24 protein-coding genes are annotated in these 26,033 nt (G+C 71.5%); 9 read left to right on the forward strand and 15 right to left on the reverse strand.

The annotated features are described in order from the left end of the window. The first annotated feature begins 157 nt into the window (after positions 1–157). Positions 158–2,626, forward strand: a complete 2,469-nt coding sequence (locus D458_RS34110) for a serine/threonine-protein kinase (protein WP_063825760.1) — start codon at positions 158–160, stop codon at positions 2,624–2,626. Positions 2,627–2,693: 67 nt separating this feature from the next. On the opposite strand, the gene D458_RS0124180 is transcribed toward D458_RS34110, so the two are convergent. Next, on the reverse strand, positions 2,694–3,998 hold the full coding sequence (locus tag D458_RS0124180; RefSeq protein WP_040702736.1) for a DUF418 domain-containing protein: 1,305 nt from the start codon (positions 3,996–3,998) through the stop codon (positions 2,694–2,696). 757 nt (positions 3,999–4,755) lie between these two features. On the opposite strand from D458_RS0124180, the gene D458_RS0124185 reads away from it, so the two are divergent. After that, complete coding sequence (locus tag D458_RS0124185; protein ID WP_017589308.1) at positions 4,756–5,790, forward strand: nitroreductase/quinone reductase family protein; 1,035 nt, start codon at positions 4,756–4,758, stop codon at positions 5,788–5,790. A gap of 347 nt (positions 5,791–6,137) precedes the next feature. Beyond that, the gene (locus tag D458_RS0124190; RefSeq protein ID WP_017589309.1) at positions 6,138–7,481 is read left to right on the forward strand and encodes an LCP family protein; all 1,344 of its coding nucleotides are present in this window, start codon (positions 6,138–6,140) and stop codon (positions 7,479–7,481) included. A gap of 83 nt (positions 7,482–7,564) precedes the next feature. Here D458_RS0124190 and D458_RS0124195 read toward each other — a convergent pair whose 3' ends face one another. The 8 genes from D458_RS0124195 to D458_RS0124230 all read right to left on the reverse strand — a co-directional run bounded on the left by D458_RS0124195 (position 7,565) and on the right by D458_RS0124230 (position 15,270). Next, positions 7,565–8,476 (reverse strand): type II secretion system F family protein, encoded by a 912-nt coding sequence (locus tag D458_RS0124195; protein ID WP_017589310.1) that lies wholly within the window; start codon positions 8,474–8,476, stop codon positions 7,565–7,567. A 46-nt stretch (positions 8,477–8,522) separates the two neighbouring features. After that, positions 8,523–9,455: a type II secretion system F family protein gene (locus tag D458_RS0124200; RefSeq protein WP_017589311.1), complete on the reverse strand. Its 933-nt coding sequence runs from the start codon at positions 9,453–9,455 to the stop codon at positions 8,523–8,525. Between the two features lie 67 nt (positions 9,456–9,522). Next, positions 9,523–10,863, reverse strand: a complete 1,341-nt coding sequence (locus D458_RS0124205; protein ID WP_017589312.1) for a CpaF family protein — start codon at positions 10,861–10,863, stop codon at positions 9,523–9,525. A 55-nt stretch (positions 10,864–10,918) separates the two neighbouring features. Further along, positions 10,919–11,296, reverse strand: a complete 378-nt coding sequence (locus D458_RS0124210; protein WP_017589313.1) for a TadE/TadG family type IV pilus assembly protein — start codon at positions 11,294–11,296, stop codon at positions 10,919–10,921. A 68-nt stretch (positions 11,297–11,364) separates the two neighbouring features. Next, the gene (locus D458_RS0124215) at positions 11,365–11,724 is read right to left on the reverse strand and encodes a pilus assembly protein (protein ID WP_239648057.1); all 360 of its coding nucleotides are present in this window, start codon (positions 11,722–11,724) and stop codon (positions 11,365–11,367) included. Positions 11,725–11,779: 55 nt separating this feature from the next. Further along, positions 11,780–13,180, reverse strand: coding sequence for an AAA family ATPase (locus D458_RS0124220; protein ID WP_026119647.1), 1,401 nt, complete (start codon positions 13,178–13,180; stop codon positions 11,780–11,782). 6 nt (positions 13,181–13,186) lie between these two features. Continuing rightward, positions 13,187–13,966 (reverse strand): Flp pilus assembly protein CpaB, encoded by a 780-nt coding sequence (gene cpaB, locus D458_RS0124225; RefSeq protein WP_017589314.1) that lies wholly within the window; start codon positions 13,964–13,966, stop codon positions 13,187–13,189. Between the two features lie 62 nt (positions 13,967–14,028). Next, complete coding sequence (locus D458_RS0124230; RefSeq protein WP_026119648.1) at positions 14,029–15,270, reverse strand: hypothetical protein; 1,242 nt, start codon at positions 15,268–15,270, stop codon at positions 14,029–14,031. 801 nt (positions 15,271–16,071) lie between these two features. Between D458_RS0124230 and D458_RS0124235 the strand changes: the two genes are divergently transcribed. Together D458_RS0124235 and D458_RS0124240 are read left to right on the forward strand one after the other, a co-directional pair. Then, positions 16,072–16,608, forward strand: coding sequence for a YkvA family protein (locus tag D458_RS0124235; protein ID WP_017589316.1), 537 nt, complete (start codon positions 16,072–16,074; stop codon positions 16,606–16,608). Between the two features lie 247 nt (positions 16,609–16,855). Beyond that, entirely contained in the window at positions 16,856–18,007 is a 1,152-nt protein-coding gene (locus D458_RS0124240) for a TAXI family TRAP transporter solute-binding subunit (RefSeq protein ID WP_017589317.1), read from the forward strand. Between the two features lie 136 nt (positions 18,008–18,143). On the opposite strand, the gene D458_RS0124245 is transcribed toward D458_RS0124240, so the two are convergent. From D458_RS0124245 to D458_RS0124265, 5 genes are all read right to left on the reverse strand, one after another. After that, on the reverse strand, positions 18,144–18,326 hold the full coding sequence (locus tag D458_RS0124245) for a hypothetical protein (protein ID WP_017589318.1): 183 nt from the start codon (positions 18,324–18,326) through the stop codon (positions 18,144–18,146). A gap of 226 nt (positions 18,327–18,552) precedes the next feature. Beyond that, positions 18,553–19,116 carry a GNAT family N-acetyltransferase gene (locus D458_RS0124250; protein ID WP_017589319.1) on the reverse strand — a complete coding sequence of 188 codons (564 nt, stop codon included), beginning with the start codon at positions 19,114–19,116 and terminating at the stop codon, positions 18,553–18,555. A gap of 96 nt (positions 19,117–19,212) precedes the next feature. Next, on the reverse strand, positions 19,213–20,589 hold the full coding sequence (locus D458_RS0124255) for a PEP/pyruvate-binding domain-containing protein (RefSeq protein ID WP_017589320.1): 1,377 nt from the start codon (positions 20,587–20,589) through the stop codon (positions 19,213–19,215). A gap of 31 nt (positions 20,590–20,620) precedes the next feature. Then, positions 20,621–21,253 (reverse strand): hypothetical protein, encoded by a 633-nt coding sequence (locus D458_RS0124260; RefSeq protein ID WP_017589321.1) that lies wholly within the window; start codon positions 21,251–21,253, stop codon positions 20,621–20,623. A 277-nt stretch (positions 21,254–21,530) separates the two neighbouring features. Next, a complete protein-coding gene (locus tag D458_RS0124265; RefSeq protein ID WP_017589322.1) occupies positions 21,531–22,322 on the reverse strand; it encodes an alpha/beta fold hydrolase in 792 nt (263 codons plus the stop codon). Here D458_RS0124265 and D458_RS38005 point away from each other — a divergent pair. Further along, entirely contained in the window at positions 22,303–22,428 is a 126-nt protein-coding gene (locus tag D458_RS38005) for a hypothetical protein (protein WP_017589323.1), read from the forward strand. The two genes, D458_RS0124265 and D458_RS38005, sit on opposite strands and share 20 nt — an antisense overlap. Before the next feature lie 246 nt (positions 22,429–22,674). On the opposite strand, the gene D458_RS0124275 is transcribed toward D458_RS38005, so the two are convergent. Further along, positions 22,675–22,971 carry a YciI family protein gene (locus D458_RS0124275; RefSeq protein ID WP_017589324.1) on the reverse strand — a complete coding sequence of 99 codons (297 nt, stop codon included), beginning with the start codon at positions 22,969–22,971 and terminating at the stop codon, positions 22,675–22,677. A 272-nt stretch (positions 22,972–23,243) separates the two neighbouring features. Between D458_RS0124275 and D458_RS0124280 the strand changes: the two genes are divergently transcribed. The 3 genes from D458_RS0124280 (at position 23,244) to D458_RS0124290 (ending at position 25,979) form a co-directional block, all read left to right on the forward strand. Beyond that, positions 23,244–24,053 carry an IclR family transcriptional regulator gene (locus D458_RS0124280; protein WP_017589325.1) on the forward strand — a complete coding sequence of 270 codons (810 nt, stop codon included), beginning with the start codon at positions 23,244–23,246 and terminating at the stop codon, positions 24,051–24,053. A 142-nt stretch (positions 24,054–24,195) separates the two neighbouring features. Next, positions 24,196–25,449, forward strand: a complete 1,254-nt coding sequence (locus D458_RS0124285) for a 4-hydroxybenzoate 3-monooxygenase (RefSeq protein ID WP_017589326.1) — start codon at positions 24,196–24,198, stop codon at positions 25,447–25,449. An 83-nt stretch (positions 25,450–25,532) separates the two neighbouring features. Beyond that, positions 25,533–25,979 (forward strand): hypothetical protein, encoded by a 447-nt coding sequence (locus D458_RS0124290; RefSeq protein ID WP_017589327.1) that lies wholly within the window; start codon positions 25,533–25,535, stop codon positions 25,977–25,979. Positions 25,980–26,033: the final 54 nt, after the last annotated feature.

The following is a 26,033-nucleotide window of genomic DNA, read 5'->3' on the forward strand; positions in this document are numbered from 1 at the left end:
GGGACCGGTGCGAATCGGTCTCGGTGGCACGGGGAAAAGGGGGATCACGGCGTCGAGCGCCCCGCGAATTAGGTAGATTCGCAGAACCACGGGATCGAATGTGCTATCCCGGCACAGCCCACCACAACCGTCCCTGATGTGTGGAAAGCTGCCCCCAATGGACTTCTCCCTCCCCGCTCTGCCGCCGAACGTCACCCCTCTGACCGACGGCGACCCGCTCCAGGTGGGCCGCTACCGGCTGATCGGACGTCTCGGTGCTGACGGCATGGGCACCGTGTTCGCCGCGGTCTCCCCCGACCACGAGCCGATAGCCCTCAAGATCGCCGGCGCCGAGTGGGCCCCCGGGGCCGACGTGAGCGGCGAGGCCACCCTCACGCGTCAGGTCGGCGGTGTGTGCGCGGCAGGCGCGCGGGACAGCGGCACCCACGAGGGCCGGCCGTGGTCCGCGATCGAGTACGTCCCCGGGTTCGGGCTCCAGCAGCACGTGCGGGTGCACGGACGCTCCGGAGGCGGCGCGCTGCTGGTGCTGGCCGCCGGGATGGCCGAGGCGCTCGCGACCCTGCACGCGACGGGCCTCGTGCACGGCGACGTGCGGCCCGGCAACGTCGTGGCCTCCGCTGACGGTCCCAAGGTGCTGGACTTCGGGATCGTCCGCCGGATCGACGCCGCGGCTCCGGTGCAGAGCGCCAAGAGCCTGGGCTGGCTGGCCCCCGAGTGCTACGACGGCTCAGCGGCCACACAGGCCTCCGACGTCCACGGCTGGGCCTCCCTCGTGGTGTTCGCCGCCACCGGCGAGCCGCCGTTCGGGGCCTCCCCGGCCGGGCACACCCCGGGGCGCATCCCCGGGCAGATCCTGTGGGAGATGGCCCGCCGGGCCCGTGAGGCGCGCGTCGATCTGAGAGCGCTCCCAGAGGATCTGCGCCCGCTGCTGCAACGTGCGTTCTCCCCGGACCCCGAAGCGCGCCCCTCGGCGGAGGAGGCGTACCTGGAATGCCTGCTGATGCTCGGTATCGACGAGCAGGCGACCGCCGACACCTGGCCGGACAAGCTCCGCGAGCTCATCGGTGACCACTGGCCGAAGCCGGACCTGAGCTGGCACGACCGGGCGCGGTGGACCGACGCCGCGCTCGCCCGGGACGAGGGACGGCCGATGGCCGGTTCCGCCGGCGGGCCCGGTGGTGCGGGTGCTGTCGGCGCTGCGGGTGCTGCCGGGACGGCTGGTGGCTCGGGTGTGTCTGGTGGTGCTGGTTCGGCCGATGCCCCTGTGACTGGAGCTTCTGCTGGAACCGGTGGAGCTGGTGGCTCCGGGGTTTCCGGTGGGTACGGCTCCGAAGCGGTGGGACCCGGGAACGGCCCCACCGCGGGCGCCGGGGCCGCCCCGGGCCACGGCACCGGCCGCGGAGCGGATCCGGGTATCGGCGGCAACGGGACCGCGCCGGACGAGGAGTGGGGGCCGGAGGCCGCCGCGGAGGCGTACGGCCACACCCCGCGCGGTTACACGGAGGGCCGCGGGGGCGACCGCTACGGACCGGTGCCCGGTGCGCGCAGCTCCGGCACGGCCGGGGCTCCGCCGGGCGGGGCCTCCTCCTACCTGTTCGGTCCCTCGCAGACCGGCGGGCACGACCTGTCGGACGCGGAGGGCGAGGGGATCGACCTCGAAGGGGACGACGACGGCACCGGACGCAAGAGCCGGGTCGGGATGTGGCTCGGCGTGGGCGCGCTCGGTATGGCCGTGGTCCTCGGCGGCGGTTACTTCCTGTTCGACACCCTGACCGAGTCGCCCGCCGACACCGTCGTCGCAGACGAGCCCGCCGAGGAGCCGGTCGAAGAGGACGGGGAGGACGAGTCCGAGGACGGGACCGCCCCCGAAGCCCTGGACTGTGCCGACTCCGAACGTGTGAGCGCGCAGGAGGCCCACGCGCCCTGGCGTCCCTTCAACCCCGAGGCCGCGTCCCCGGACCTGTACGTCCCGCTCCTGACCCCGGGGCCCGAGGGTGAACCGAGCACCAACCCCGACGTCTGGCCGTTCGTCTCCCCGCTCGACCACGACACCGTCGACTTCGGCCTGGTCACACCCGGTCTGGACGCCTTCCCCGTGATGAGCGTGTGCATGACCGGGGTGCGGGACACCGGCGCGGGGGTCGAGTTCACGGTGGAGCTGACCTACCACCCGAACGTGGGCACCCACCCCGTGTACGAAGAGGACTTCCTGACCCTGATGCCGCTGGACCCCGGTGAGAACGGCGGGCTCGACAAGGAGGTCATCCGGGGCGGGAGCGGCAGCGCGCTGGGTCTGCCGATGACCACGCTCACGGTGCTCGGTCCGGAGAACCCGACCGCCGAGGTCGACGTGCTGATCCCGGGAGCCCCGGAGCGGGCGGGCGTGGCCTATCGGCCGTCCGCGCACTCGGGGGCGTTGGTCGACGACATGAGCGGCCACTGCTACGACGTGAACGGCACCTTGGAGTGGCGGGACGAGGAGCGGCTGGGTTCGGGCTTCTTCGCGCTGCCGGGCTCGGCCCCGGGCGAGAGCGACATGACGCAGTGCCCTGTGGACGGGGCCGGGGGTGAGACCGGGGACGAGATCGGGAACGGGTCCGAGGGCCGGACCGGGGACGGCGCCTGAACCCGGGAACCCGGACCGACGGCTCGGGGACGAGAGCCGGACGGCCCGGGGCCTGTTCCGCCCGGGGTCAGTTCCGCCCGGGCCGCGAGGACGGCAGGTAGGTGCGGGCGTAGGTGAGCTTGCGCAGCACGACCTCCGCCGGACCGCGGACGCCGAACCGGCGGGAGACCTCGGCGAGGACCACCGTCAGGGCCCAGGTGCACACGGCCACGAGTACCGCGGCCGAGGCGCTCGCGGTGGCGCCCAGCCCCAGACCGTACGGGGCGAACACCAGGGTGAACACCACCGACTGCGCCAGATAGCAGCTCATCGAACGCTCACCCACGGCGGCGATCGCGATCGCGACCGGGCCCGGGGAACCCGTGGAGCCGTCGACCGTGACCAGCCCCGAACCGTGGCCCCCGCCCCCGCTCCTGTTCCCGCTTCCGGTGGTACCGCCCGCCCTCCCGGCGGCGCGTTCGGTCAGGTACAGGGCGACCAGGGCGATCACCGCGGCCCAGCCGGGGCCACCCGCCCACCCGGCGGCGTCGTGCACGATCCACAGCGAGACCAGGACGGCCGGGTCGGGCTCAGGCAGGAACTGGGCGGTCACCAGGGCGTCCGGCAGGCCGGCGGCCACCGCGACGCCCAGGCCGATGACGGCGACGCGGACCAGGAGCGCCCGGTGCTCGCGGGGTCGCTCCAGGAGCCCCCGGCGGCCCGCCCACATACCCAGCAGCATCGGCGGCATCACCACGAACAACAGGGTCACCGGTGTGTACAGGGTCCACTCCGCGAACCGTTCGGAGGCGGCGGACAGGAATCCGGTCTCCACCAACGAGGGCACCGCCGCGGCGGGCTCCTCGGCACCCGGGGCGGTGTTGAAGGCGTCGCTCAAACCGAGCGCGGTGTTCAGCGCGGTCGAGGCGAGGGCGAAGATCCCCGCCGACCACAGCAGCACGGAGTCGCGGGCACGCAGGAATCCCACGAACAACAGCAGCCCCAGTCCGTAGGCGCCGATGATGTCCACCGGCAGGAACAGGACTCCGTGCAGGAAGCCGATCACCAGCATCCACAGACCCCGGCGGCGCAGCACCACCCGGGCGTGCACCCAGCCGCCGCCGGACTCGACCACCCGGCGCATGATCCAGACCGTGCCGTAGCCGAAGAGCAGTGAGAACAGCGGGATCGCGCGCCCGCTGACCAGCGTGCTCTGCACGAACACGAGCACCTGGTCGGTGAGGGTCCGAACGGTGTCCGGGTGTGTGAGGAAGAACTGGGCGTTGACCAGCGCGATGAACAGCAGCATGAAGCCGCGAGCGAGGTCGGGGGCGAGGGAGCGCCCCGGACGGAGCGCCGGCGGGGCGGCGGGAGGGCGACGTGACTGATTCATGGGTGTCCTCCGATAGGGGCGTGATCCGGTCAGCGACAGCACCGGGGCGGCCCGGTGCGGAACGGCGCTCGTGAACACGGGACGACACCGGGCGGCACCAGCGGGGCCGAGCCGGCTCGAAGGCCCCGGTGAACGTGGTCCAGGGCCCACCGAAGACGCTACGGAGGCGCGGAACCCGGGCCCATAGGGCCTTCCGGAGACTTTCGGTGGGTCTGTCCCCACCCGAACAGGCGTCTATGATGGTGGGGCGTCGCGTGCTTCCGACCAAAGAGCAGTGGGCCGGTCGGACGGCATGGAGGCGCCATGACCTGTTCGGGGAGCCAAACGTGAGCACACACTTCGCGTACCGAATCTGAGCGGCTGAGCCGCTCGCGGCGCCGGTGTGACACGGCCGTCGGGACCAGGGGACCTCAGGGCCCGTGGTGTCCGACCCGCCGCTGAGCCCGGCCCGTGCGTCGGCCGCCGCACTCCGGCACCAGGCCGGAGACACAGACAGAGAACCCGGCGGACTCCCCGAACCCTTCCCCGGCTCATGCCCCTCCCGGCACCGGACTGCCCAATCCTCGGGCTGTCGGCCCTCCGACGGTCCCGACACCGCGATGCCCGGACCCCGGGCCGCCCGGCGCCCTGTTCCGGAGCCTTGGAGCGGCGAGCGGTCCTGACGCGCACGTCAGGATCTGCCCCGCCGCGCTGTGCCCTGGGAAACCGGGCCTTCGGGGACGCCCGCCTCCACAGCATTCAGTGAGAGGACCGTCCTTTGACAGAGAACACCAGCGACGACATGAAGACCGCCGCCGTGGCCGATCACGGCACGGAGGACCGGCAGGCCGCCCCCGAACCGCCGTCGCAGCAGCCGCAACCGGAACCGCAGCAAGGGCCGCACCAGAGGCCCGCGCCGAAGGTGAGCCCGTGGAACGAGCCGGTGGTGGCGGAGTTCCGCGCCGACCACGGCCGGGTGGGCGGCGTGTTCGAGGGCGGTGACCTGCTTCTGCTCACCACCACCGGAGCGCGTTCGGGCCGGGAGTACACCAACCCGCTCGGCTTCCTGCGGATCGACGGCCGCGTCCTCGTGGTGGGCTCCGCCGGGGGCTCGCCCCAGCACCCCGCCTGGTATCACAACCTGCTCGCCCACCCCTTGGTCTCCGTGGAGATGCCCGGCGACGACAGCTACGAGGCCGTCGCCGTGCCCCTGGAGGGGGAGGAGCGCGACCGGGTCTTCGAGGAGATCGTTCGCCGCGAGCCGGGTTTCGGTGACTACCAGGACCAGGTGGAACGCCGGCTGCCGGTGGTGGAGCTGCAGCGCTCCGAGACGGAGGGCGCGGAGGAGGTCGACAACCTCGCGGACAAGCTGTTCCAGATCCACGGCTGGTTGCGCGGCCAGCTGGTGAACGTGCGCCGGGAGGCCGAGCAGTACCTGGCCGAGAGGGAGAGCTCCGCAGGGACGCCTCCGCCCGGGCTGAACCTGCAGATCCGCCAGCACTGCCTGGCCTTCTGCGAGTCCCTGCACTTCCACCACACCAGCGAGGACTCGGTGTTCCCGAAGCTGGCCGAGGGTTTCCCGCACCTGAAGGAACCGGTCGGGCGCCTGATCGAGGAGCACCGCGTGGTCGACAGGCTCCGGGGTGAGCTGGAGAGCCTGCTCGCCGACCTGCGGACGGCCGACCCGGTGCGGTTCCTGGCGGACCTGGACCGGCTGACCGAGGAGCTGGAAGCCCACCTGGAATTCGAGGAGGGCGTACTCATCCCGACCCTGTCCGAGATCCCCTTCCCGCCGGTGGGGCCGACGGAGTAGGGCGAACCGCCGGTGGTGAGCCCCGGGAGGCCCGGTGCGGGCCCCCGGGGCTCACCACCGGTCTTTCTCGGAGAAAAACACAGTGGCCCCGGTTGTATAACGCATTTGGTGGCGCTGTCGGTTCTCCTTCCGATGTGAAGAACTTGTGTTGAATAAGGCTTCTGCCCAGGTCTGGTGAACCTTGCGTCATTTCGGTAGCATTCGGCGATCGGTCCCTGTTCATTGAGTGTGCGAAATGCTCTGACCAGGGCTTTTCCATATCGAATAGCGAGTGTCCTGTGTCTTCCAGAAGAGCGAAATCCTCCTCGGTCGGAAAGCTCTCATTCGGCCAATGGGCCTCGTGCTGTGTGACCGGACTGGTCATCGCGGGAAGTCTGACCGTCTACGCCGGGTACCGGGACGCCCTGGCCATCGACACGGAGGAGATCAACACCGATGCCTGGGGGGAACGCCCCGACCAGATCGAGGGCATCCACAACATCCTCCTCCTGGGCGGGGACGAGGAGTCGGAGGGCAAGCGCCCGGACGTTCTGGTGCTCGTCAACATCAACGTCGACCAGGACTCCGTGACCATGGTCAACATCCCCCGGGACATGATGGTGGACATCCCGCGGTGCGACGCCGTGGACGAGTACCCCGGCTGGGCGGGCGGTATCGACCAGGTCAACCACGCCGCCGCCTACGGCGGACTGGACTGCCTGGGCCACACGGTGGAGACGGTGACCGACATCCACCTCGACCACATGGTGACGGTGGACTTCTCGGGGTTCGAGGACATCGTGAACACCCTCGGCGGGGTCGAACTGTGCATTCCGGAACCGATCGACGACGTCAAGGCCCATCTCGAGCTGGACGCCGGAATGCAGACCCTCAGCGGAGAAGAGGCGCTCGGGCTCGCCCGGTCCCGGAACAGCACCGAGTTCCGGAACGACATGGGCCGCATCGAGAGCCAGCAACGGCTGATCGGAGCCATTCTCCGAAAGGTCACCAGCGACGGGACGCTGTCGAGCCCCACCACGGTCTACGAGTTCCTCCGGTCGGTGACCGACAGCCTCTCGGCCGACGACGGCCTCACCACGGACCGCATGGCGGAGCTCGCCATCGCCATGCGCGAGGTCGATCTGGACCGCGTCAACATGGTCATGGTGCCGGTGGAGAAGTCACGGTTCAACGAGGACAAGGTGGATCCGCGTCTACCCGAGGCAGCCGAGCTCTTCGCCGCGGTGGCCGCGGGGGAGGCGCTCCCCGACGAGGGGGTGGAGGAAGGGGACGAGGAGAACGGGCAGGCCGAGGCGCCCGCGGTGGAACCCGGCGACGTCTCGGTCCGGGTGCTGAACGGTGTGGGCGAGACCGGGCTGGCCTCTGCCGTGGAGGCGCTCCTGGCCAACGACTACGGGTTCGACGTCACCGGGATCGGTGAACCGGGGGAGCGCGACCCGGACCTCACCACGATCTACCACAGCCCCGAACGCGAAGCCCATGCCCAGGTGCTCGCCTCCTACCTCGTCAACTCCCAGCTGGAGGAGGTGGCGGACTTCGGCGACGAACTGGAGCTGGTGATGAAGCCGCAGGACTGGGAGGGCCTCACCGACGGGCGGGAAACGGCCGGTGCCGACGAGGCGGACGGTGGCGACGACGTGCTGGAGGAACTGGGGGCCACCTCGGCGGTCGAGGACACGGTCGACTGCTGAGACCAGGGCCTCCGCCCCAGGCGGCGCACTGTCGGAGGCGGTCTGCCCGAGCCGCCGCGGCGCTGATCACCGCCGGGGTGGCCCTATCCCCCGAACAGGGAGCCGAGGCTGACCTCGGTGCCCAGGAGCATCGAGCCGACGATGAGGATCACCAGGCCCGGCAGCAGGGTCGCGGCGGTCACCATCGTCACCCTCGGGTTGAGGCTCTGGGCCTTGCGGCGCATGTACTGGGCGTCGGCCAGGCGCATGTCCTTGCTGATGTCCACCAGGGTGTCGCTCAGCGGGGCGCCCAGCTCCTCGGCCTGCTGGATCGCGGTGACGAACTTGCTCAGCGACTCGTTGCGGTTGCGGCGCCGCAGGTGATCGAAGGCCTCCCGGCGGGAGGTGCCCAGCTCCATCTGGCGGAGCGCGATCGTGAACTCGTCCGCCAGCACCCCCGGCATCGACGCCGCGACCCGGCCGACCGCGGCACGGAACGACATGCCCGCGCTCACCGTCACCGCGAGCACGTCCAGGAAGTCCGGCAGCTGCGTCTGCACCTGGTCGGCGCGCTCCCGCGCCTGCACGTACAGGTTCAGGTCGGTCAGCCCCGTGAAGGCCAGCGCCATCACCGCGAGCAGCGCGTTGTTGTCCGACAACAGCACCACCACCGCGAGCGTGCCGTAGACGGAGACCTCGCCGACCTTGCGCTGCACGTACCGTTCCACGGTCAGCCCGTCCGGGCGCCCCGCGGCCTCGATCCGGGCGCTGACGGACGCCTTCTGCTTCGTGCTCAGGGACCCCAGGACCGAGCGGGTGAAGGGTTTCCCGATCCGCTCGGTGATCTTGTGCAGGAAGAAGGTCTCGTCGCTCTTGGTGGTCACCGGGGCGTGGACCGGGTCGTCCACCGGTACCCGGGTCTGCGACCGGGTCAGGTACAGGCCGTAGACACCGGTCAGCACGACCAGGGCCGAGGCGAGCGCCGCGGCCAGTGGGACCAGGGACAGGAGGTTCATCGAGGGGTGTCCTTCAGGGGGCGGGGGCAGGTCGGGAGGGGCACGGCTACAACGTGAACCTGGTGATGCGGGAGACCAGTGCGAAGCCGGTCGTGAACAGCACCGCCACGACCAACAACACCGCGATCCCGGCCCCGGTGCTGGTCATCGTGCGCATGACCCCCGGTTCGATCGCGTTGATCAGGAACAGCGCACCCACCGACATGAACCCGAGAGCCCACACGGTGGAGGTCGTCTCGCTGAGGATCGTCTGCACCTCGCGCCGCGTCTCCTTGCGGCTCTCCAACGTGGTGGAGATGTTGCGCAGCGCCGTGACCAGCGAACCACCGGACCTGGATGCCACCACGAGGGTGGAGAGCAGCACTCCCAGCTCACGGGAGGGCATGCGCTCGCGCAGGTCGTGGACGGCCTCCTCGAAGCTGGCACCCAGCTTCATCGACTCCGCCAGCCGGCCCAGCTCCTCGCCGGCCGGGCCGTCCAGCTCGTCCGCGGCGATCGCCACCGCCGTCGGCAGCGCCAGCCCGGCCGAGGTCGCGTTGCCCAGCACCCGGGCCACGTCGGGCAGCTGGCTGGTGAACTCCTCCCGCCGCTTGGCCTCGGCCCGCCGCAGGTAGGAGAAGAACAGGAACGCCACACCGGCGGCGGCCAGCAGTCCGAAGAACGGCGCCAGGATCTGCCACACCACCGCGACCGCCAGCAGCGAACCGGCCACCAGTGCCGCCACGAACGTGGACGGGCGCACGTCCGTGCCCGAACGCGCCATCCTGCGCGCCAGCCGGGCACCCCACTGGGTGCGCCTCAATCTGGCGTCGAACTTGGCCATGGGGGTGGAGGCGTCGTACTCCACCTGGGCCAGGGCGCTGCGGGCGGCGATCATCCGCCGGTTCTCGGCGCTGGCCACGAACTCCCAGACAGCCCACAGCACCAGCAGCAGAACCAGGGCGAGTCCGCCGAGGATCGCCAGAATCTGCCAGTTCACCCGGTCTCCCTTCGGGGTTGTGACGGTACGCGGGGCGAGGGCGTCCGCGCGGACGCCGAACCGCCGCTCACCAGCCGCCCTCAGGACGGCTGCCCCGGGCCCGTTCGTCGGCGACCACACCGAACACCGACGGAATGCTCTCGCCCACGTGGTAGATCCGGCCGGCGATGTGGCGGGGCAGTGGATAGTGCCGGAACTGCCCCTCGACGCTGCGGTCGGTGTTCATCGGCTGCGCCGCGAACTCCATCAGCCGGTCCAGGCGGAACTCCTCGCGCCGACGCGAGGACACGACGGCGATCTCGTTGATCCGCCGCGAACCGTCCGGCCAGCGCCCCAGGTGCACGATGGCGTCCACGGCGTTGTTGATCTGGTCCCGGACCGCCTCGAAGGGGATGTTGCCCTCGCCCATGGTCGCCAGGGTCTGCAACCGGTGGATGGCGTCGTCCGCGGAGTTGGAGTGCACCGTCACCAGGGACCCGTCATGGCCGGTGTTCATCGCCTGGAGCATGTCGATGGTCTCGGGGCCGCGGACCTCACCGACGATGATGCGGTCCGGGCGCATCCGCAGGGCGTTGCGCACGAGGTCGCGGATGGCGATCTCCCCCCGGCCCTCGATGTTGGCCGGACGCGACTCCAGGCGCACCACGTGCTCCTGCATCAGTTGGAGCTCGGCGGAGTCCTCGATCGTGACGATCCGCTCGCTGCTGGGCACGAAGGCCGACAGCGCGTTGAGGAAGGTCGTCTTACCGGTACCGGTACCGCCGGACACCACGATGTTGAACCGGGCCCGCACCATCGCCGACAGCAGCACCCCGGTCGCCTGGTCCAGGCTGCCCATCCGCACCAGTTCCTCGATGGGGTACGGCTTGGGGAAGCGCCGGATGGTCAGGACCGGACCGGACAGCGACAGCGGCGGGATGATCACGTTGACCCGCTCACCGCTGGGCAGACGGGCGTCCACCATCGGCGAGGACTCGTCCACGCGCCGGTTGACCAGCGAGACGATGCGGTCGATGGTCTGGTACAGCTGCTCCTCGCCGTTGAAGGCGGCGTCGATGCGCTCCATGCGGCCGCCGCGCTCCACGAACACGTTGTCGGGGCCGTTGACCATGATCTCGGTGATGCTCTCGTCGGCCAGCAACGGCTCCAGCACGCCCAGGCCCAGGGCCTCGTCCACGACCCGGCGGATCAGCACCGACCGTTCACGGTCCGAGAGCACCGGCCCCTCGCGGGACAGGATGTGCCCGACGACCTTCTCCAACCGGACCCGGCGCTGGGCCAGCGTCAGCTGGGTCAGGTCCTCCAGGTTGATCTCTTCCAGGAGCCGCCGACGCCAGTGCGTCACACTGCCGCGGTCCGCGCGGTCCTCGACGCCGCGGTCCTCTTCCAGCCGGTCCTTGAGCCCCATGTTCCTCGTTTCCTCCCTTGGTGTGGTGCCGCAGTGCTCCGAGGCCCTCCCCGTCTCACACGTTCGGCATGTCCACCCGTCGGGTCAGCGTCAGGTTCAGGTCCACCGACGAGAACACGATCGGCAGCGGGTGTGAGACCTCGACGTAGTACCCGTCACTGTCGTTCGCACCACTGGTGACGGCGGCGTCGTCCAACCAGCCGGGAAGGGCTTCGCGGGCAGCGGACTCGGCGCCCTCCAGCTGCTGGGTTCCGGCCGTACGCGCTCCGGCCCGGGCCGCGGACTCGATGCGTTCGATCGCCACGAAGGCCAGGAAGGCCTCGATCGCCACCACCACCGTGAGCAGCAGGATCGGCAGGACCGCGGCGAACTCCAGGATCGGGCCGCCCCGGTCGCAGTCCCGGCGCCGGCCGCCGAACAGCAGGCGGCGCAACCGGCGGGGCCGGGGGGCGGGCTCCGCGTGGCGGCGCGGAGCGGGCGCTCCGGCCGAGGGTGTTCCGGTCACGGGTCCACCCCTTCCGGCTCGGGCAGTCCGCGCGGGGGCACCTCGGTGACGACCCTGGCCTCACCGGTGATCTCCCAAGGCCCGTTCGTGCCCGGCAGGAACACCGGCATGGCCAGGGTCACCCGGGCGAAACGGGTCCCGTCGCGTTCGACGATCTCGGTGGTCAGCACGTCCTCGCCGTCCCAGGGGGGCCGTACCCTCTTGCGCGCCTCCTCGTCGATGCGCGCCATGTCGTCCGGGGTGACCGAGGCCTGCCGGGCCGCCTCCGTGGCCCCGTGGGAGGCGTACATGGAGGTGAGACCGATCAGCAGCACCTGCCACACCAGGGCCAGCGCCAGCATCATGAACGGCACCATCGCGGCGAACTCCACGAAGACCGCGCCGCGGTCGTCGCGGGGGCGCCGACGCCGCTCAGCCACCGAACCCTCCCCCCGGTCCGGGCGATCCCTGCCCCCAGCGGCCGGGGGCACCCACCCGCGGCGCGTGCCCGTTGACCTGTTTCGGGCCCGTGGCGTCGAGGAAACCGGACACGTCCCGGGTGGACGGGTGGCCCGGACCGCTGTTCGGGTGCGCGGCCAACGCGGCCAGGTTCGGCGGGATCCCGCCTGAGGGGGTGGTGGTGCCGCCCTTGCCGCTGCCGCCCGTGCCAGTGGGCGGCGAGAGCAGGTCCAGCTCGGAGGCGAGCCGGGCGAAGGCCTTGCGCAGTCCCTCGTCGGTCACCTTCGTGGGGTCCCCGTTGTTCTCCCCGGGCTCCAGCGCCCGGTAGGCGGCCGGCACGGGGGTGCGCAGCACCTTGGTGCCCAACAGCTGCTGGAGGAAGTCCGGCTGGATCTCGTTCTTCCGGCTGTGCCGGGTGACCATCGAGTACACGTCCTCGTGCGAGCGGATCTGCAGTCGTTCCCACATCGCCATCAGCCGCTGCGCGCCGCGCAGCGCGGGCACGTCCGGGGTCACCGTGACCACGGCGCTGTCGGCCAGCTCCACGGCCATCGCGGTCGCCTCGTTCATGGTGGACCCGCAGTCCACGATCACGAGTTCGTACCGGGAGCGCAGGGCGCTCAGGATCCGGCGGGTGGCCCGCGCGGTGACGTCCTCGCCGCGCTCACCGTGCTCCGGTGCGAGCAGCACGTGCGGGCCGCGCGGGTCCACGTAGAGCGTCTCGGAGAGCATGCCGGGACTGATGTCGTCGGCGGCGTCCACCAGGTCCGTGATGGATCTGCGGTGCTGGAGGTTGAGGAAGGCGGGCAGGTCACCGGCCTGCAGGTCCAGGTCGACCAGGCACACCACCCGGTCCCGGCGGGCCGCGGCCATCGCCAGGTGCACGGTGCAGGTGGTGGTGCCCACCCCGCCCTTGGCGCCGCTGACCGTCACGATCCGCCCGCGCGCCCCCGAGGCGGGCAGGTCCAGGGAAGCGGACTCCAGGTGGCGGCGGAGCGTGCGCGACCACTCCGCGGCCTTGGCGATCCGGGTCTCCAGCTCGGTCACTCCGGAGTCGGCGGAGAGCACGCCCCGCGCGCCCGCCTCCATGGCCCCGGTGAAGGTCTCCGGGTCCATCGAGGGGGAGACGAGCAGGACCGCCAACTGCGGATGGCGGTGCGAGAGGTCGCGGATGGTGTCGAAGACCGGGGCCGGACCCAGGTCCTGGTGGACGAGGACCACGTCGAGCTCGGGGTACTCACCCGCCCCGTTGATCAGATCCGTGCTCGTACGCCGGGAGGCGACGAGGTCGGACCCCGTCAGTTCCTCGAAACGCGCGGCGAGCACCATCTCCGTCTCGGAAGTGGGCATCCCCGCCAGGACTCGGAAGTTCACCTGTACTTACCCCCCATGCGGCATGCGCCGCTCGTCGGTCTGTCCGCCCTGGGCCTGGCTGTCGGAGGCCTCGTCGATCATGTCGTCGAAGTCGCCGCTGCACACCTGCGGTTCGCCGGCGTCGCCGCCGCCCGCGGCGCTGACCAGGGCCAGCCGGAGCTTGGTGGAGAACTCCTCGGCGTAGGCCAGCTGGAGCGCGGCCTGCGGGTCGAGCCGGAAGGTCACCGGGACCACGCCGGCCACCCCGCCGCCCTCCGACTCCTGGCTGCGCAGCTCCCCGATGTCGAGGACCTCCACCTCGGTGATGATCCGGGTCGCGCAGGCCTCACCGTGGTCGCGCGGCTGGAAGGTGCCGTAGATGTCCACGACCGAACCGCGCCGGACCTTGCCCGCCACACCGGTCTCGGCGTTGACCATGATGGCGATCTCCCGCTCGCCCGCGGTCAGGGTCGGCTGGGGCTGGACCATGCCGCGCTGCAGGATGGCGCCCTTCTCCAGGTGCGTGGAGGCCACGAGTTCCTGGCCCTCGGGGGTCTCGATCTCGTTCAGGTCGGAGATGAAGACCTCCGGGTCGAAGTACGCGACGGGCACGTCGACCGTGTTGAACGAGTCCCGGCCGAGCGGCTGGTAGGCCTCGACGTCCTCGTTCAGCTCCAGGACGGTGGCGAACTGCCCCAGCTGCTCCTGCTGACTGTTGATGTAGGTGAAGACGGAGGCGAACACGGCGACGGCGCCGATAGCGGCCACGACCATGAGCAGGACGCCGCGTCGCTGACGGGGGTTCATAGGGGTGGTTTCCGTTCCGGTGTCGTCGTGGGCCGCCTACCCGTGGGGCGGAGCGGTCGGCCCTAGCGGGAGTAGGTTCTCGGGGATTCCGGCTGCGGTGCGCGGTCCTGGAACGCCGGCCCCTCCGGCCGGTCGGAGGGGCCGGGCGGGCGGTGGCCCGGCCCGGGGGAGGGCGGCCGGTTGCCGGGGCCGGGTGCCCCGTGGAAGGCGGGGTTGCCGTTCGGGGACGGCGGCCCCGAGGACTGGGGTTCGGGGATCTGCGGGCCGGTGGCCTGAGGTCGGGGTGCAGGGGAGCGGGGCGCCTCCGGGGCGGTGGCCTGAGGCCGGGGTGCCTGGGGCTGGGCTGCAGGGGAGTGGGGCGCCTGCGGGCCGGTGGCCTGAGGCCGGGGTGCCTGGGGCTGTGGTGCCGGGGAGCGGGGCGCCTGAGGCCGGGGCCCCGGCGGAGGTCCGCCGCCCGGTGGGGCGGCAGCGGTGTGGTGGGCCCGGGTGAGGCTGCCGGTGGAGTTGCCCGCGCAGAACGGGCAGGGTTTGGCGGACATGGGCTCACCGCACCAGGAGCACGCCGCGGCCCGGATGGAGCCGGCGGCGTAGGCGAGGGCCTGTGGGTGGGCGCTCAGCGCCACGAACTCCACGTACTTGCCGGTGCCCCAGTAGGTCGCGCCGAGGGGTTGGGCGGGCAGGGTTCTGGTGGCCACCGGCTGGATGGCACGCGGCAGGTTCTCGTCGAACACCTTGGTGATGCTCGGGTCCGGGGTGGAGCACAGCAGCTGTACCGGCTGCACGGGCCGGAAGGGCAGCGCGTCGGCGACCTCGGACGGGCGAAGACGTCCCACCTGGGCGTTGGGGGCGCAGTAGGCGAGGAAGGACACCGAGGGCGCGTACGAACCCATGTGCTGGCGCAGGCTCGTGGGAAGGGTGGACAGGCCGGACACCGTGCGCAGCCAGGCCCCGGCCAGCAGGTGCTTGGGCAGTTCGTCGCTGAGCGCGGCCACCATCCCCGGCGGCAGGTAGGGGGCGAGGTAGGCGAGTTGGTCGGCGATGAGGGAGAGGGCCAGGGGGGAGAGGTCGACGCCGATCCCGGCGATGTGGTCGGTGCGCAGGGCACCCCGGGCGAAGTTGACCGCTCGCTCGGCGTCCGAGGCCTGCCAGGCCGGATAGAGCGCCACGACCTTGCGACCCGCCCGCGCCTCCTCCTTGGCGAAGGCGACGAAGGCGGCGCTGCGTCCGCCGACACCGTCACCTCGCAGGGCGAACCGTTGCGCTCCGGCCTCGCCCACATGGCCCGTGCTGGGGATATCCGCCAACAGGGCTACGGTCGTCGCCGACCGAGGTAGGGCATTGGACACTGGGAAAGCTCCATCGGTTCTACGCACTCGGACGATTTCGGATGCTGCAGAGGCGTCCCGCGCCTCAGGTGCCACTCGGACGCATCGTAACGAATGGGCGCGGTACAGCGGGAGACCTGGTATTCACCACCTTGGGACTCGGGTGAGGCCATGTGGTGTCTTTTCGTCAACGGGGCCGAGGTGACCGGGTTGGCGGGGCCGGGGCCGCGGTGCTGGCTGAGGGGGCGGGTTCCTCCGGGTGCGTCCGGCGTACCTGAAGGAGGGACGGGCGGTCGGTGGCCGCATGTGGCCACCCGGTCTTGGGTTTTATGTACTAAAAACCCTTTTTGTTCTTTGGATACCGATTTTGAGTGGCGTAGGCGGCGGGCCGAGGAGGAGGCGGTACGGACGGGGAGAGGGGCACAGGGCCGCAGGGGCGGTAGTCGAAGGCGCAGATGGAGAAAGGGACGTCGTCCATCCCAGGATGCCCCTCCGGGTCCGCTACCACCAGGGCCACCGGTCCTCCCTGTGGACAACTCGGCGTGGAACTGTCCCCAGGGGCACGAACGGCGTCACCTGCGTCTCGTGAGTCCCACCAGCCCCTCGACCCCGGTCAGTGGGGTGGTCGGCCACGGGATCGGCTTCCCGGTTCGGAGCGGGGAGGGGCGGAGGTGTCGTGTGTGTCTCGTTGGGGGTTGGCTTCCCCGGCAGCGGGAACTATGTAAGGGGACTTCGCGTCATATCTTGAGAAGTCACGCGCCCCCTGAGGAGACGAACACGATGCGCAAGGCAAACCGGGCCGCTGCCGGTGCGGCCGCTTGGCAGGTCATCCAGAACACCGACAGCAAGGTCTCGCTGTGGGAGCGCGCCCGCTCGATCCCGCGCATGCTCGGCGCGAAGTTGCGCGGCCGCTACCCCGAACTCGGCGGCGGCAAGCTCTTCATGATGCTGGTGCTGGTCGGCTACATCATCTCTCCGATCGACTTCGTGCCCGAGCTGATCTTCTCGGTGTTCGGCCTGGTCGACGACGTCGCCGTCGCCGTGTGGCTGACCACCATGGCACTGGGTGAGAGCGAGCGCTTCGTCGTCTGGGAGCGCCAGAACCAGGCCCAGGAGGCTTTCGGCCGCGCCAACCAGCAGGGGCAGCACGGCCAGTACGCTCAGGCCGGCCAGGGCCAGCACCCCGGACAGGGGGCTGACCAGGGGCAGTACACCCAGGCCGACCAGCAGGGTCGGTACCCCGGCCACGGTCAGGCCGGCCCGCAGGGACAGCACCCGGGGCAGGAGCAGACGGCACCCCGGAAGCAGAAGCGCTGACCGGTGCTGCTGGGCGCCTGACGCCGCGCCGGGTCCGACGCACCCGCAGAGCCCGAGGGAACGGTTCCCTCGGGCTCCTTCATGCGCACGTCGGGATCCGGCAGGGGACCTGGAACCCTCCGGAGGCCTCGGCGCACCCCACGCTCCTCGGGCGCGGTCATGCGCGCGGGGTGGTTGGAGGCGGAGGGGCGCGGGACCCTAGGGTGAAAGCCACTTCACGCTAGATACATGTCCTCGAAGGAACATCATGGACACATCCCCCAACGTGCCCGATCACCCCCAGGAGCCTCAGAGCTACCAGGGCTTCCAGGCCACCTCCGAAGCTCCGAAACCCCGTCGCAGCCGTACACCGCTGATCGCCGGGGCCGCCGTGCTCGCGGTCGTGCTGCTCGGCGGGGTCCTCCACCGGACGCTCCCCGGCCTCGTCGGAGAACCCGAACCGGAGCCCGTGGCGGTGGAGGAGGCCCTGGCCGCCTACGCGGGCGAGTACCTCCTCGGGGAACCCGCCTGGCACCTGGACACCTCGAGACTGGCCCAGGAGGTCGCCGAGGCGTGGACCGAGCACGTCGACGACGTCGGGTTCTCGGAGCAGGTCGCCCACGACGATTTCGACGCGGGCATCGAGTTCCTCGCTCTGGAGGAGCGGATCGAGGCGCCCAAGAACGGTGCGGACTACCGCAACGACGTGGTCCTGACGCACAACACCTGGTACGCCCAGCTCCGGGACGGAAGCCTCGCCTCCGACGGCGACCCGGTCCAGAACCCCGAGGACATCAAGGTCCTGGGCAACGTCGAGCCCTGGACCATCCAGTACGTGGTCAAGGCGGACTCGGACATCCACACCCTGGAGGACCTGGCGGGGGCCAGGATGGTCTTCCCCTGGGCGGACACCGAGGGCCTCGAACAGAGCGCCCTGGTCCTGCTCGCCGCGGGGGTGGACCCGCTCTCCGTGGAGGTCCTCACCGAGGAGTGGCTCTCGAGGGACGCCTTCGTCGACGGGTCGGCCGACGTCCTCCTCCAGTGGGACCAGGTCAGCAACGCGGAGCTCGACCACCACGAGCGGCAGGGGTCCGAGGTCCGGGTCCTGGAGATCCCCGAAGAGGTCGGCGAGACGCTCGGCCTGATCGACCCCTCCTACACGAACCTGACCGTCGAGGCGGGAACCCTGCCCAACCAGGACGAGGACATCAACCTCGTGGCGACCTGGGAGACCCTCTACGCACACGCCGACCTGGACGACGAACTGGTCCAGGAACTGGTCCGGGTCGTGTACGAGGACCTCGGGGAGCACACGCGCTACGCGGACGTCACACCGGTGGAGTCGGCTCTGGCCGGTGTCGATCCCGACGACGTCCACCCCGGTGCGGCGCGCTATCTCCGGGAGCAGGGAGTGCTCTGACCCGAGCCCGAGTCCGGGGCCGGTGGAGCGGTGCGCTGGGCCCAGGGCTTTCGGCCCGGACTCCGGGGCCGGGGTCCGGCTCCCGGCCACTGCGACGAGACCGCGACGCGGGGCCCGCCGTACGACGGGCCCCGCGTCAGGCGGCGAGACCGAGAACGGAGCGCAGGGTGGTCCGGACGCTCCCGGAGCGCCGGCCCCGCTGGTCGCGGCCGTCCCTGCGATGCTGACGGGCCTTGTGGGCGAGCCTGGCCTCATGGGCGGCCAGCTCGGCCTCGGCCCGGTACATGTCGGCGGCCTGGGCGGTGAAGTCGGGGTGCATGTCCTGCTCCTCTGGTGTCTGGCCCTGTCCGGGCCGGGGCGCCGGGATCGGTTCTCCCGGCTGACTACAGACTCGCGCTAAGGCACGGGGCCGCGCATCGGGAAAGAACACCAGAACCGGGCCGGTCCGGACGCCTTAGACGGACGCCTTCCGCAGCCGAACGCCTAAGGCGCCCCGCCGACGCCTTAGGGAGGAGCCACCGGTCCGTTCCGGCCCGGGAGCCGGATCAGGCGGCGTGGGCGGAGGCCTCCCACTCGCGGGCGAGCATGGCGTAGTGCAGCTCGTCGCCCCAGCGGCCCTTGAAGATCTCCGCCTCCACGAAGTGCGCCTCCTTGCGCAGGCCCAGGCGTTCCATGAGCTTGGCCGAGGAGGTGTTGAGGGCGTCGCAGCGACCGTGGATCCGGTGCAGGCCCAGCTGCTCGAAGCCCAGCCGGAGCATCTCCACGGCCGCCTCGGCGGCGTACCCCTTGCCCTGGTAGCCCGGGTGGAACACGAAACCGAACTCGCCCTGCCGGTGCTCCTCGTGGACCCAGCCGAGCAGGACGTAACCGATCACCTTGCCGTCCAGGTCGACGGCGAGGACCAGGGTGTCGCCGCCCTCGCGCAGGGCGAACTGCTTTCGGCGCTCGGCCAGGGCCGCGGCGTTGTCCTCGCGGCTGCGGGGCTCGTTGAACAGGAAGCGCGCCACCTCGGGGAGCGACTCGAACTCCCACATGTCGTCCTCGTCCCCCTCCGTGAACGGGCGCAGGGAGAGGCGGGCGGTGCGGATGGGTTCGCGGATCTCGATCAACGGCTGTCTCCAGGTAGGGCGTGCTCTCGCACTACACCTTGACCGGACATTCGGGTGCACACAACCGAATTTCGGGCGGGTCGGGGTTCTGAGGGCTCAGGATCCCAGCGCTGACCGGGCCGCGCGAAGCCGGTCCGCGTCCGAACCCCCACCCGTGCCGCCCGCGGCCTCGTCGGCCCACGTGAGCAGTCGGCGAAGGTGGGGGCCGGTCTGTCCGCCGGTGACGGGCGCTTCCCCCAGGACCATCTCGCCGCCGGTGCCGTCGACGGTGACGAGCGTGCCCTCGGGAACGAGCTGGCCGCCCACCCGGATCGAGTCGGGGCCCACGGTCAGCTCCGCCACCCCCACCACCGCCGGGGTGTTCATGGACCTGGCGACCACGGCCGCGTGGCTGGCCGGCCCTCCTCTGGCGGTGACGATCCCGGCCGCGACGGCCAGACCGCGCATGTCCAGCGGGGAGGTCTCCGGGCGCACCAGGACCACCGGCCCCTCGGCGGCCATCAGGACCGCCCGGTCGGGGGTGGTCGCCACCCTGCCGACCGCCACCCCGGGGCAGGCGCCCAGGCCGCGGGCGAGCGGGAGCCCGCCCTCGCCCAGGACCACACGGGGTGTTCGCACGTGCTGGAGGTGGTGCGGGGACACCCGCCGCAGGGCCTCGGCGCGGCCGATCACACCGGCGTCGGCGAGGTCGACCGCCGTGCGCACCGCGGCACCGCCGACCAGCCGGGCGGGGCGGACCTGGAGCAGCCACAACCGCCCGGACTCGTAGGTGAACTCGACGTAGCAGGCGTCGCGGTAGTGGGCCTCGACCCGGTTCAGGGCGGCTTCCAGGTCCGCCCACACGGAGGGTTCCCGGTCGGCGAGGTCCCGGAGGGGGCGTGTGAGGGCCGAACCGGAGACCACGGCGTCGCCCTGCCGACCGAACAGCGCCTCACCGAAGGGCATGTGTTCGCCGGTGTTGGGGTCGTGGGTGAACGCGACCCCGCTGCCGCTGCGGGCGTCCCGGTCCCCGTGCACCATGGCCTGCACGGTCACCGCGGTGCCGAGGTCGTCGGGGATGCCGTTCAGGGCGCGGTAGGTCCTGGCGCGCGGGGTGTCCCAGGAGGAGAACACGTCGGTGACAGCGCGTTCCAGTTCTTCTCCCGGCCGGTCGTGGTTGAGGACCGTGGTCATCATGCCGGGCATGGAGACACCGGCCCCGGAGCGCACGGACACGGTGAGAGGGGCACGGGGGTCGCCGAACCTGCGGCCGGTCTCGGCTTCCAGGGCGGAGACCGAGGCGGCGATCTCCTCGCGGAGGCCGTCGGGGAAGCGGCCCCCGTGCCGGAAGGCGCGGCAGGCCTCGGTGGTGATGACGAACCCGGCGGGCACGGGCAGGCCCAGGCGCTTCAGGGTGAGGAGCCCGTGCGCCTTGCCGCCCAGCAGGTCCGGGCCCTCCTGGACCTGCGCCGAGAGGGGGTGGGTCCACTTCATCGCGTCACCTCTCGGGTGGTCGGGTGGTCCGTCAGTACCGGGGGACGCCGAGGGTGGCCAGCAGGTCCTCGTGGAGCTGGGCCCACACCGCGTGGTAGGAGGAGGTGCCGTCCGCGACCTCCTCCAACGCCCCGGACCGGGCGCGGCCGAGTGCGCCGGAGAGCCGGACGCGGTACCGGCGGAAGCGGACCAGGTTCGCGGACAGGTCGGCGCAGACGGCCTCGAGGCGCTGGTCGAGGTCGGTGAACAGGTCCAGGACACGGGCGTCGTAACCGGGGTCGGTGTGGTCGTTCAGGGTCCGGACCCCGTCCACGGGCCGCAGCTGCCAGGCCGTGCACAGGTCGAGCAGTTCCGGGTTGAGCTCCATGAACCCCTCGTGGGCGCGCTCCGCCGTCGGCCGGGTTCCGGTGGCGTCCAGTTCGGCGGCGATCCGCTCGGCACCCGCCCCGCGTCCGGCTTCGGACAGCCCCCAGCCCTCGAACTCGCCCGGGGTGCGTGTGACGAGGCCGTCGACGGCGAGGTCGATCAGCTCGGACTCGACGTCCTCGGCGGTCAGCCCGGTCACCTCGGCCAGGCGTGCGGGCCCGGAGAACCCGGCGCAGCGCAGTGCGTGCAGGACCAGCAGGTCGGCGCTGGTGGTGTGCGGTGTGGCGGCTGACGTCATGGGTCCCCTTCCCGAGCTCCGGTTTCAAGATACTAGTAACATCTGGATGCTAAGGACATCTGAGTGGCGGTCGGCTTTCCGGTCGAGGACCACCGCCCGGCAGGGGATCTGTGCGGGCCGGCGGCGCGAGGCCGCTGTGGCAGCGCTCCCGCTCTCACGCCCCCTGGCCGCCGGGGGAAACGACCGGTGTCCCGGTGGAGGCCGTTTCCCCTTCGCCTCCGGAGGCCTGCGGGTCCCCTTCCTCTGCGCGGGCCGTCCGTCGCACCCCGCTCGGCGGTCAGTGCCCTGCGGGGTCCAGGGCGGCGACCTCGCGGACCGCTCCCGAGACCGCACGGAAATCCTTCTTGAGGATCGCGCCGTGGTTGCTCGGGACCTTCGCGAAGAGCCGGATGTTCTCGTTGCGCTCGAACACCGGGTCCAGGCCCGCCCGGATCGTCTCCTGCTCGTCGCCCCGGCTCCCGAGAGACGATCCCGAGGCGAGCACGTAGCGCACCGGAACGGTGATGGCGTCGAGGACCGCGCTCAGCTCCTTCTCCCCGCCGAGCCGGCCGAGCTCGATGTTGCTCTCCGCCATCTGCTCGGCGTTCATCCGCGGAAGCAGGCCGGTGGGGCGTACCAACGGCGCGAACAGGGCGACCTTCCGGAACAGCTTGCGGACCCTCTGCTCCATGGCCTCGTCCATCCAGTCGTAGGGCTGGGCGCCGTCGACCAGGACCGCCCCGATGGCGCGCTCCGGGTTGCGGGAGACCCAGTGGGAGCCGACGTAGGCCCCGTAGGACCAGCCCACCACCAGCGCCCGCTCGACGCCGCGGGCGGCCAGGACCGCGTCCACGTCGCGGACGGCGGCTTCGAAGGAGTAGTCCGAGGACGTCTTCGACTTCCTGCCGCGGGCCCGCTCGTCGTAGGTGATGTGCCGCCACTCCGGACCGAGGTCGTCGATGGTCCGCCGCCAGTAGCCCTGGGTGGCGAACTGGCCGTTGAGGTAGACCACGGGCGTCCCGGTCCCGCCGGTGTCGGTGACGGCCAGGGCGGTGTCGTCCACCGGCACCATGCCGACCCAGGGGGTCACGTGCATCTTCCGGGCCGCCGAGCAGGTCCGGGACGTGCTCCGGACCAGACCCGCGGAGGCCGCCGACGCCCCCGAGCGGTCGGATCCGGACGCGGACCGGGACTGAAGCCCGGGAAGCCGGTCCACCCGGCGGTTCTACCGGGAGCGGGCTCCCCGTCTTCTCTCCCGTGCGTCGTGGAGGTCGACGCTGTCGAGGTCGAGCGGGGGTGGGCTCTCCGAGGCGGTGTACGTGTTCGGCGATCTCGGCCTGGGTGACGTTCTCGCGTGGCACAGTTCCACGACAGGTGCCCCGCCCCTCGCAGGGGAGGGGGCCGCCTGTGGACAACTGCTCCGAGAGGGTGGGGCCGGCCGGTCAGAAGTGCTCGGTGAGCGGACCGAGCACGGGAATCCACTCGCGGACCGAGACGTCGGTGACCACGCCCTCGGTGCGGAACGGGTCGGGCTCGGTGTACGCCAGGGCCTCCTTGGCGGAGTCCGCGCGGAAGAGCAGCAGGGCGCCGGGGGCGTCGTCGGGGCCGAAGGGTCCCGAGACGAGGTTGACGCCCTGGGTGGCGAGCTCGTCCAGGTACTCGCGATGCGCGGGCCGGTGCTGGTCGCGCGCGGCGGTGCTGTTCTCGGCGTAGGTGTAGACGACGGCGTAGACGGCCATGGAGGGTCTCTCCTGTCGGGTTGCCCCGGGGCACGGGGCGGGGTGAACGGGTGTCGGAGCCAGAATGCCAGGCCGCGGCGGGGCGGTGTGCGACCGGTCGGGGGTGGGGCACCCCGGGCTCTTCCCTGCTGCCCCGCCCCTCCGGCCTTCCCGGGACTCGCCGGGCTCCGTCCGGCTTATCCCGGGGCTTCTCCGGGCCCCTCCCGAGGCGATCCCCGGTTCCCCCGGGTTTTCCGGTGATGGAAGACTCCCTAGCAGGAAGGTGATCGAGTATGGCCAGGTCAACGTCGGGGGAGTCCGTCCTCACCCGCACCATGAGAATCCTCCGTGCCTTCGGTACCGTCTCCGGATCGCTCACCGTCTCCGAGATCTCCCGCCGCGCCGACCTCCCCGTCGCCACCGCGCACCGGCTGGTCGGCGAACTCGTCGAACTCGGCGCGCTGGAACGCGAGCCCGACAAACGCGTCCGCATCGGCTACCAGCTGTGGGAGGTGGCCTCGCGCTCCTCGCCCGCCCGGGACCTCAGCCGAACCGCCCTGCCCTATATGGAGGACCTCCAGGTGGCCGTGCGCGAACACACCCAGATCGGGGTCCTGGAGGGCACCGACGTCCTCTACCTCGAACGCCTCTCCGCCCGGGACGCCGGACGCAACGTCGCCGAGATCGCCGGGCGCCTGCCCGTCCACGCCACCTCCACCGGCCTGGTGCTGCTCGCGCACAGCCCGCCCGAACTCCAGGAGCGGGTGCTGGGCGGGGAGCTGCGCGAGCACACCCGCCACACCGTCACCGACCCGGTCCGGCTGCGCCGCCTCCTCGCCGCGGTGCGCAGGGACGGCTACGTGATCGCCTCCCGGATGATCGACCCCGCTGCCGTCGGTCTGGCCGCACCGGTCCGCGACCGCGAGAACCGGGTGGTCGCGGCCCTGTCCGTCGTCGTCCCGTTCCTCAGCGACGCGGGCCCGCAGGCGCACGTCCCGGTCCTCGTCGCGGCGGCGCGGGGCATCTCCCGTGCCATGGGCGCCCGGATCTCCGGAGAGGACATGATCCACACCCGGGGCCACGCGCCGCGCCCGTCCGCTTGAGGAGAGGGTCCGCCGGACGTGGAGAGGGCCTCGCCCGAAGAGGAGGCCCGCTCCCGGGGGAAGCCCTCCACCCGAGGGGAAAGCTTTCCATTCAATGGAAGAGGGCTGGTGTCGCGTTTCGGGGGAACCGCATGCTGAGGGCATGAACGCCGAACCCCTCAAGGCCCGGACCCGGGTGGCCGTCATCGGCGCCGGCCCCGCGGGCCTGATGCTCTCCCACCTGCTCTCCCTCTCCGGGATCGACTCCGTCGTCATCGACCTGCGCGAACGCGCCGACATCGAGACGACCCTCCGGGCGGGCATCCTGGAACAGGGAACCGTCGACCTCATGACCGGTACCGGGGTGGGTGCCCGGCTCCTCACCGAGGGGCAGCGCCACGAGGGCATCGCGATCCGCAGCCGCGGCGAGTCGCGGCGCATCGACTTCACCGCCCTCACCGGCCGCGCCGTCCACCTCTACCCGCAGCACGAGGTGCTCAAGGACCTCATCGCCGCCCGCCTCGCCGCCGGGGGAGACCTGCGCTTCGGAGTCAGCGAGGTCAGCGTCCACGACGTCACCACGGACGCCCCCTCCGTCCGGTTCACCGACGCCGACGGCACCCGGGTGGAGCTCTCCTGCGCCGTCGTCGCCGGATGCGACGGGTCCCAGGGCGTCAGCCGCACCGCCGTTCCCGAGGACGCGCGCACCGATTACTTCCACGCCTACCCCCACGGCTGGTTCGGCATCCTCACGGAGGCCCCGCCCAGCTCCGACGAGCTGGTCTACGCCCACTCCGAGCGGGGGTTCGCGCTGATCAGCTCACGCAGCCCCAGCGTGCAGCGGATGTACTTCCAGTGCGACCCCGCCGAGGACGCCGGGAGCTGGAGCGACGAACGGATCTGGGCCGAACTGCGCGCCCGGGTCAACGGCAACGGGTTCGAACTCGAGGAGGGGCCGATCATCCAGCGCGGGGTCATCCCCATGCGCAGCTACGTGATCGACCCGATGCGCCACGGCCGCCTCTTCCTCGCCGGGGACGCCGCCCACACGGTCCCGCCGACCGGTGCCAAGGGCCTCAACCTGGCCGTCTCCGACGTCGCCGTGCTCTGCCAGGCGCTCGAACGCTTCTTCCACCAGGGTTCGACCGAACTGCTGGACAGCTACGGCCGCACCGCCTCGGACCGGGTCTGGCGGGCCCAGCACTTCTCCTGGTGGATGACGTCCATGCTGCACGCGGACGCCGACGCGGACGCCTTCGGGCGGCGCCGCCAGCTCGGCGAGATCGACCAGCTCACCGAATCCGTCGCCGGGAGCACCTACCTCGCCGAGGCGTACACGGGCTGGCCGATCGCGCACACCAACCCCGACTCGGTCGTCGCGGACACCATCACCGGCTCCGCCGACCGCACCCCCTGAAATCCGGTCCCCTCGAACCCGGTCCCTCGGGCGGGCGTCACACCACAGGCGTACACCCACCCTTTCCCCACCGGAGGCGTCACTTGGGCCCGAACGAGCCGTGGGCGTGGGCCCACGAGCACCCGATCCGGGCGGTGGAGTACATCGCCGGTATCGCACACACCGAACCCGAGGCGGTGGAGCCCCTGATCGAGCGGCTGATCGAGGACGTCTCGGTCTCCGGTGAGGGGCTCCCCGAGGCGGCCGTGGTTCTCGCCGCCGTGGCCGCGGACCCGGGCGAACGCGGCAGGCGCCACTTCGGGCATTTCGCGGAGGAGGCGGTGCGCAGACGCGCCGAGGACCTGGCCGAGTGGACCCCGGCCGAGCGTGCCGAGTGGACGCTGGCCTGCTGGGTGCTGTCCCACACCGGCCGGGTCGAGGCGGCGCGCGTCCTCGCACGGCTGGCCGAGGAGGTCCCGGAGGACAGAAGGTCCGTTCCGGTCGAGTGCCTGCGGAGGATGGGCGGCCTCGCGCACCGGATCACCGGGTGAGAGCACCGGCCGGGAACCAGGCGCCGGGACCGATGGCGTTCCGGTCCTCCGGCC

This window comes from Nocardiopsis ganjiahuensis DSM 45031, assembly GCF_000341085.1.
Taxonomy (GTDB): domain Bacteria; phylum Actinomycetota; class Actinomycetes; order Streptosporangiales; family Streptosporangiaceae; genus Nocardiopsis; species Nocardiopsis ganjiahuensis.

Coding starts and splice junctions, on each gene's coding strand:
- D458_RS0124240 (WP_017589317.1), top strand. CDS start 16,856: ATGGACACATCCCCCAACGTGCCCGATCACCCCCAGGAGCCTCAGAGC.
- D458_RS38005 (WP_017589323.1), top strand. CDS start 22,303: ATGCCGACCCAGGGGGTCACGTGCATCTTCCGGGCCGCCGAGCAGGTC.
- D458_RS0124285 (WP_017589326.1), top strand. CDS start 24,196: ATGAACGCCGAACCCCTCAAGGCCCGGACCCGGGTGGCCGTCATCGGC.
- D458_RS34110 (WP_063825760.1), top strand. CDS start 158: ATGGACTTCTCCCTCCCCGCTCTGCCGCCGAACGTCACCCCTCTGACC.
- D458_RS0124215 (WP_239648057.1), bottom strand. CDS start 11,724: ATGGTGCCGTTCATGATGCTGGCGCTGGCCCTGGTGTGGCAGGTGCTG.
- D458_RS0124280 (WP_017589325.1), top strand. CDS start 23,244: ATGGCCAGGTCAACGTCGGGGGAGTCCGTCCTCACCCGCACCATGAGA.
- D458_RS0124195 (WP_017589310.1), bottom strand. CDS start 8,476: ATGAACCTCCTGTCCCTGGTCCCACTGGCCGCGGCGCTCGCCTCGGCC.
- D458_RS0124245 (WP_017589318.1), bottom strand. CDS start 18,326: ATGCACCCCGACTTCACCGCCCAGGCCGCCGACATGTACCGGGCCGAG.
- D458_RS0124180 (WP_040702736.1), bottom strand. CDS start 3,998: ATGAATCAGTCACGTCGCCCTCCCGCCGCCCCGCCGGCGCTCCGTCCG.
- cpaB (WP_017589314.1), bottom strand. CDS start 13,966: ATGAACCCCCGTCAGCGACGCGGCGTCCTGCTCATGGTCGTGGCCGCT.
- D458_RS0124205 (WP_017589312.1), bottom strand. CDS start 10,863: ATGGGGCTCAAGGACCGGCTGGAAGAGGACCGCGGCGTCGAGGACCGC.
- D458_RS0124255 (WP_017589320.1), bottom strand. CDS start 20,589: ATGAAGTGGACCCACCCCCTCTCGGCGCAGGTCCAGGAGGGCCCGGAC.
- D458_RS0124260 (WP_017589321.1), bottom strand. CDS start 21,253: ATGACGTCAGCCGCCACACCGCACACCACCAGCGCCGACCTGCTGGTC.
- D458_RS0124275 (WP_017589324.1), bottom strand. CDS start 22,971: ATGGCCGTCTACGCCGTCGTCTACACCTACGCCGAGAACAGCACCGCC.
- D458_RS0124235 (WP_017589316.1), top strand. CDS start 16,072: ATGCGCAAGGCAAACCGGGCCGCTGCCGGTGCGGCCGCTTGGCAGGTC.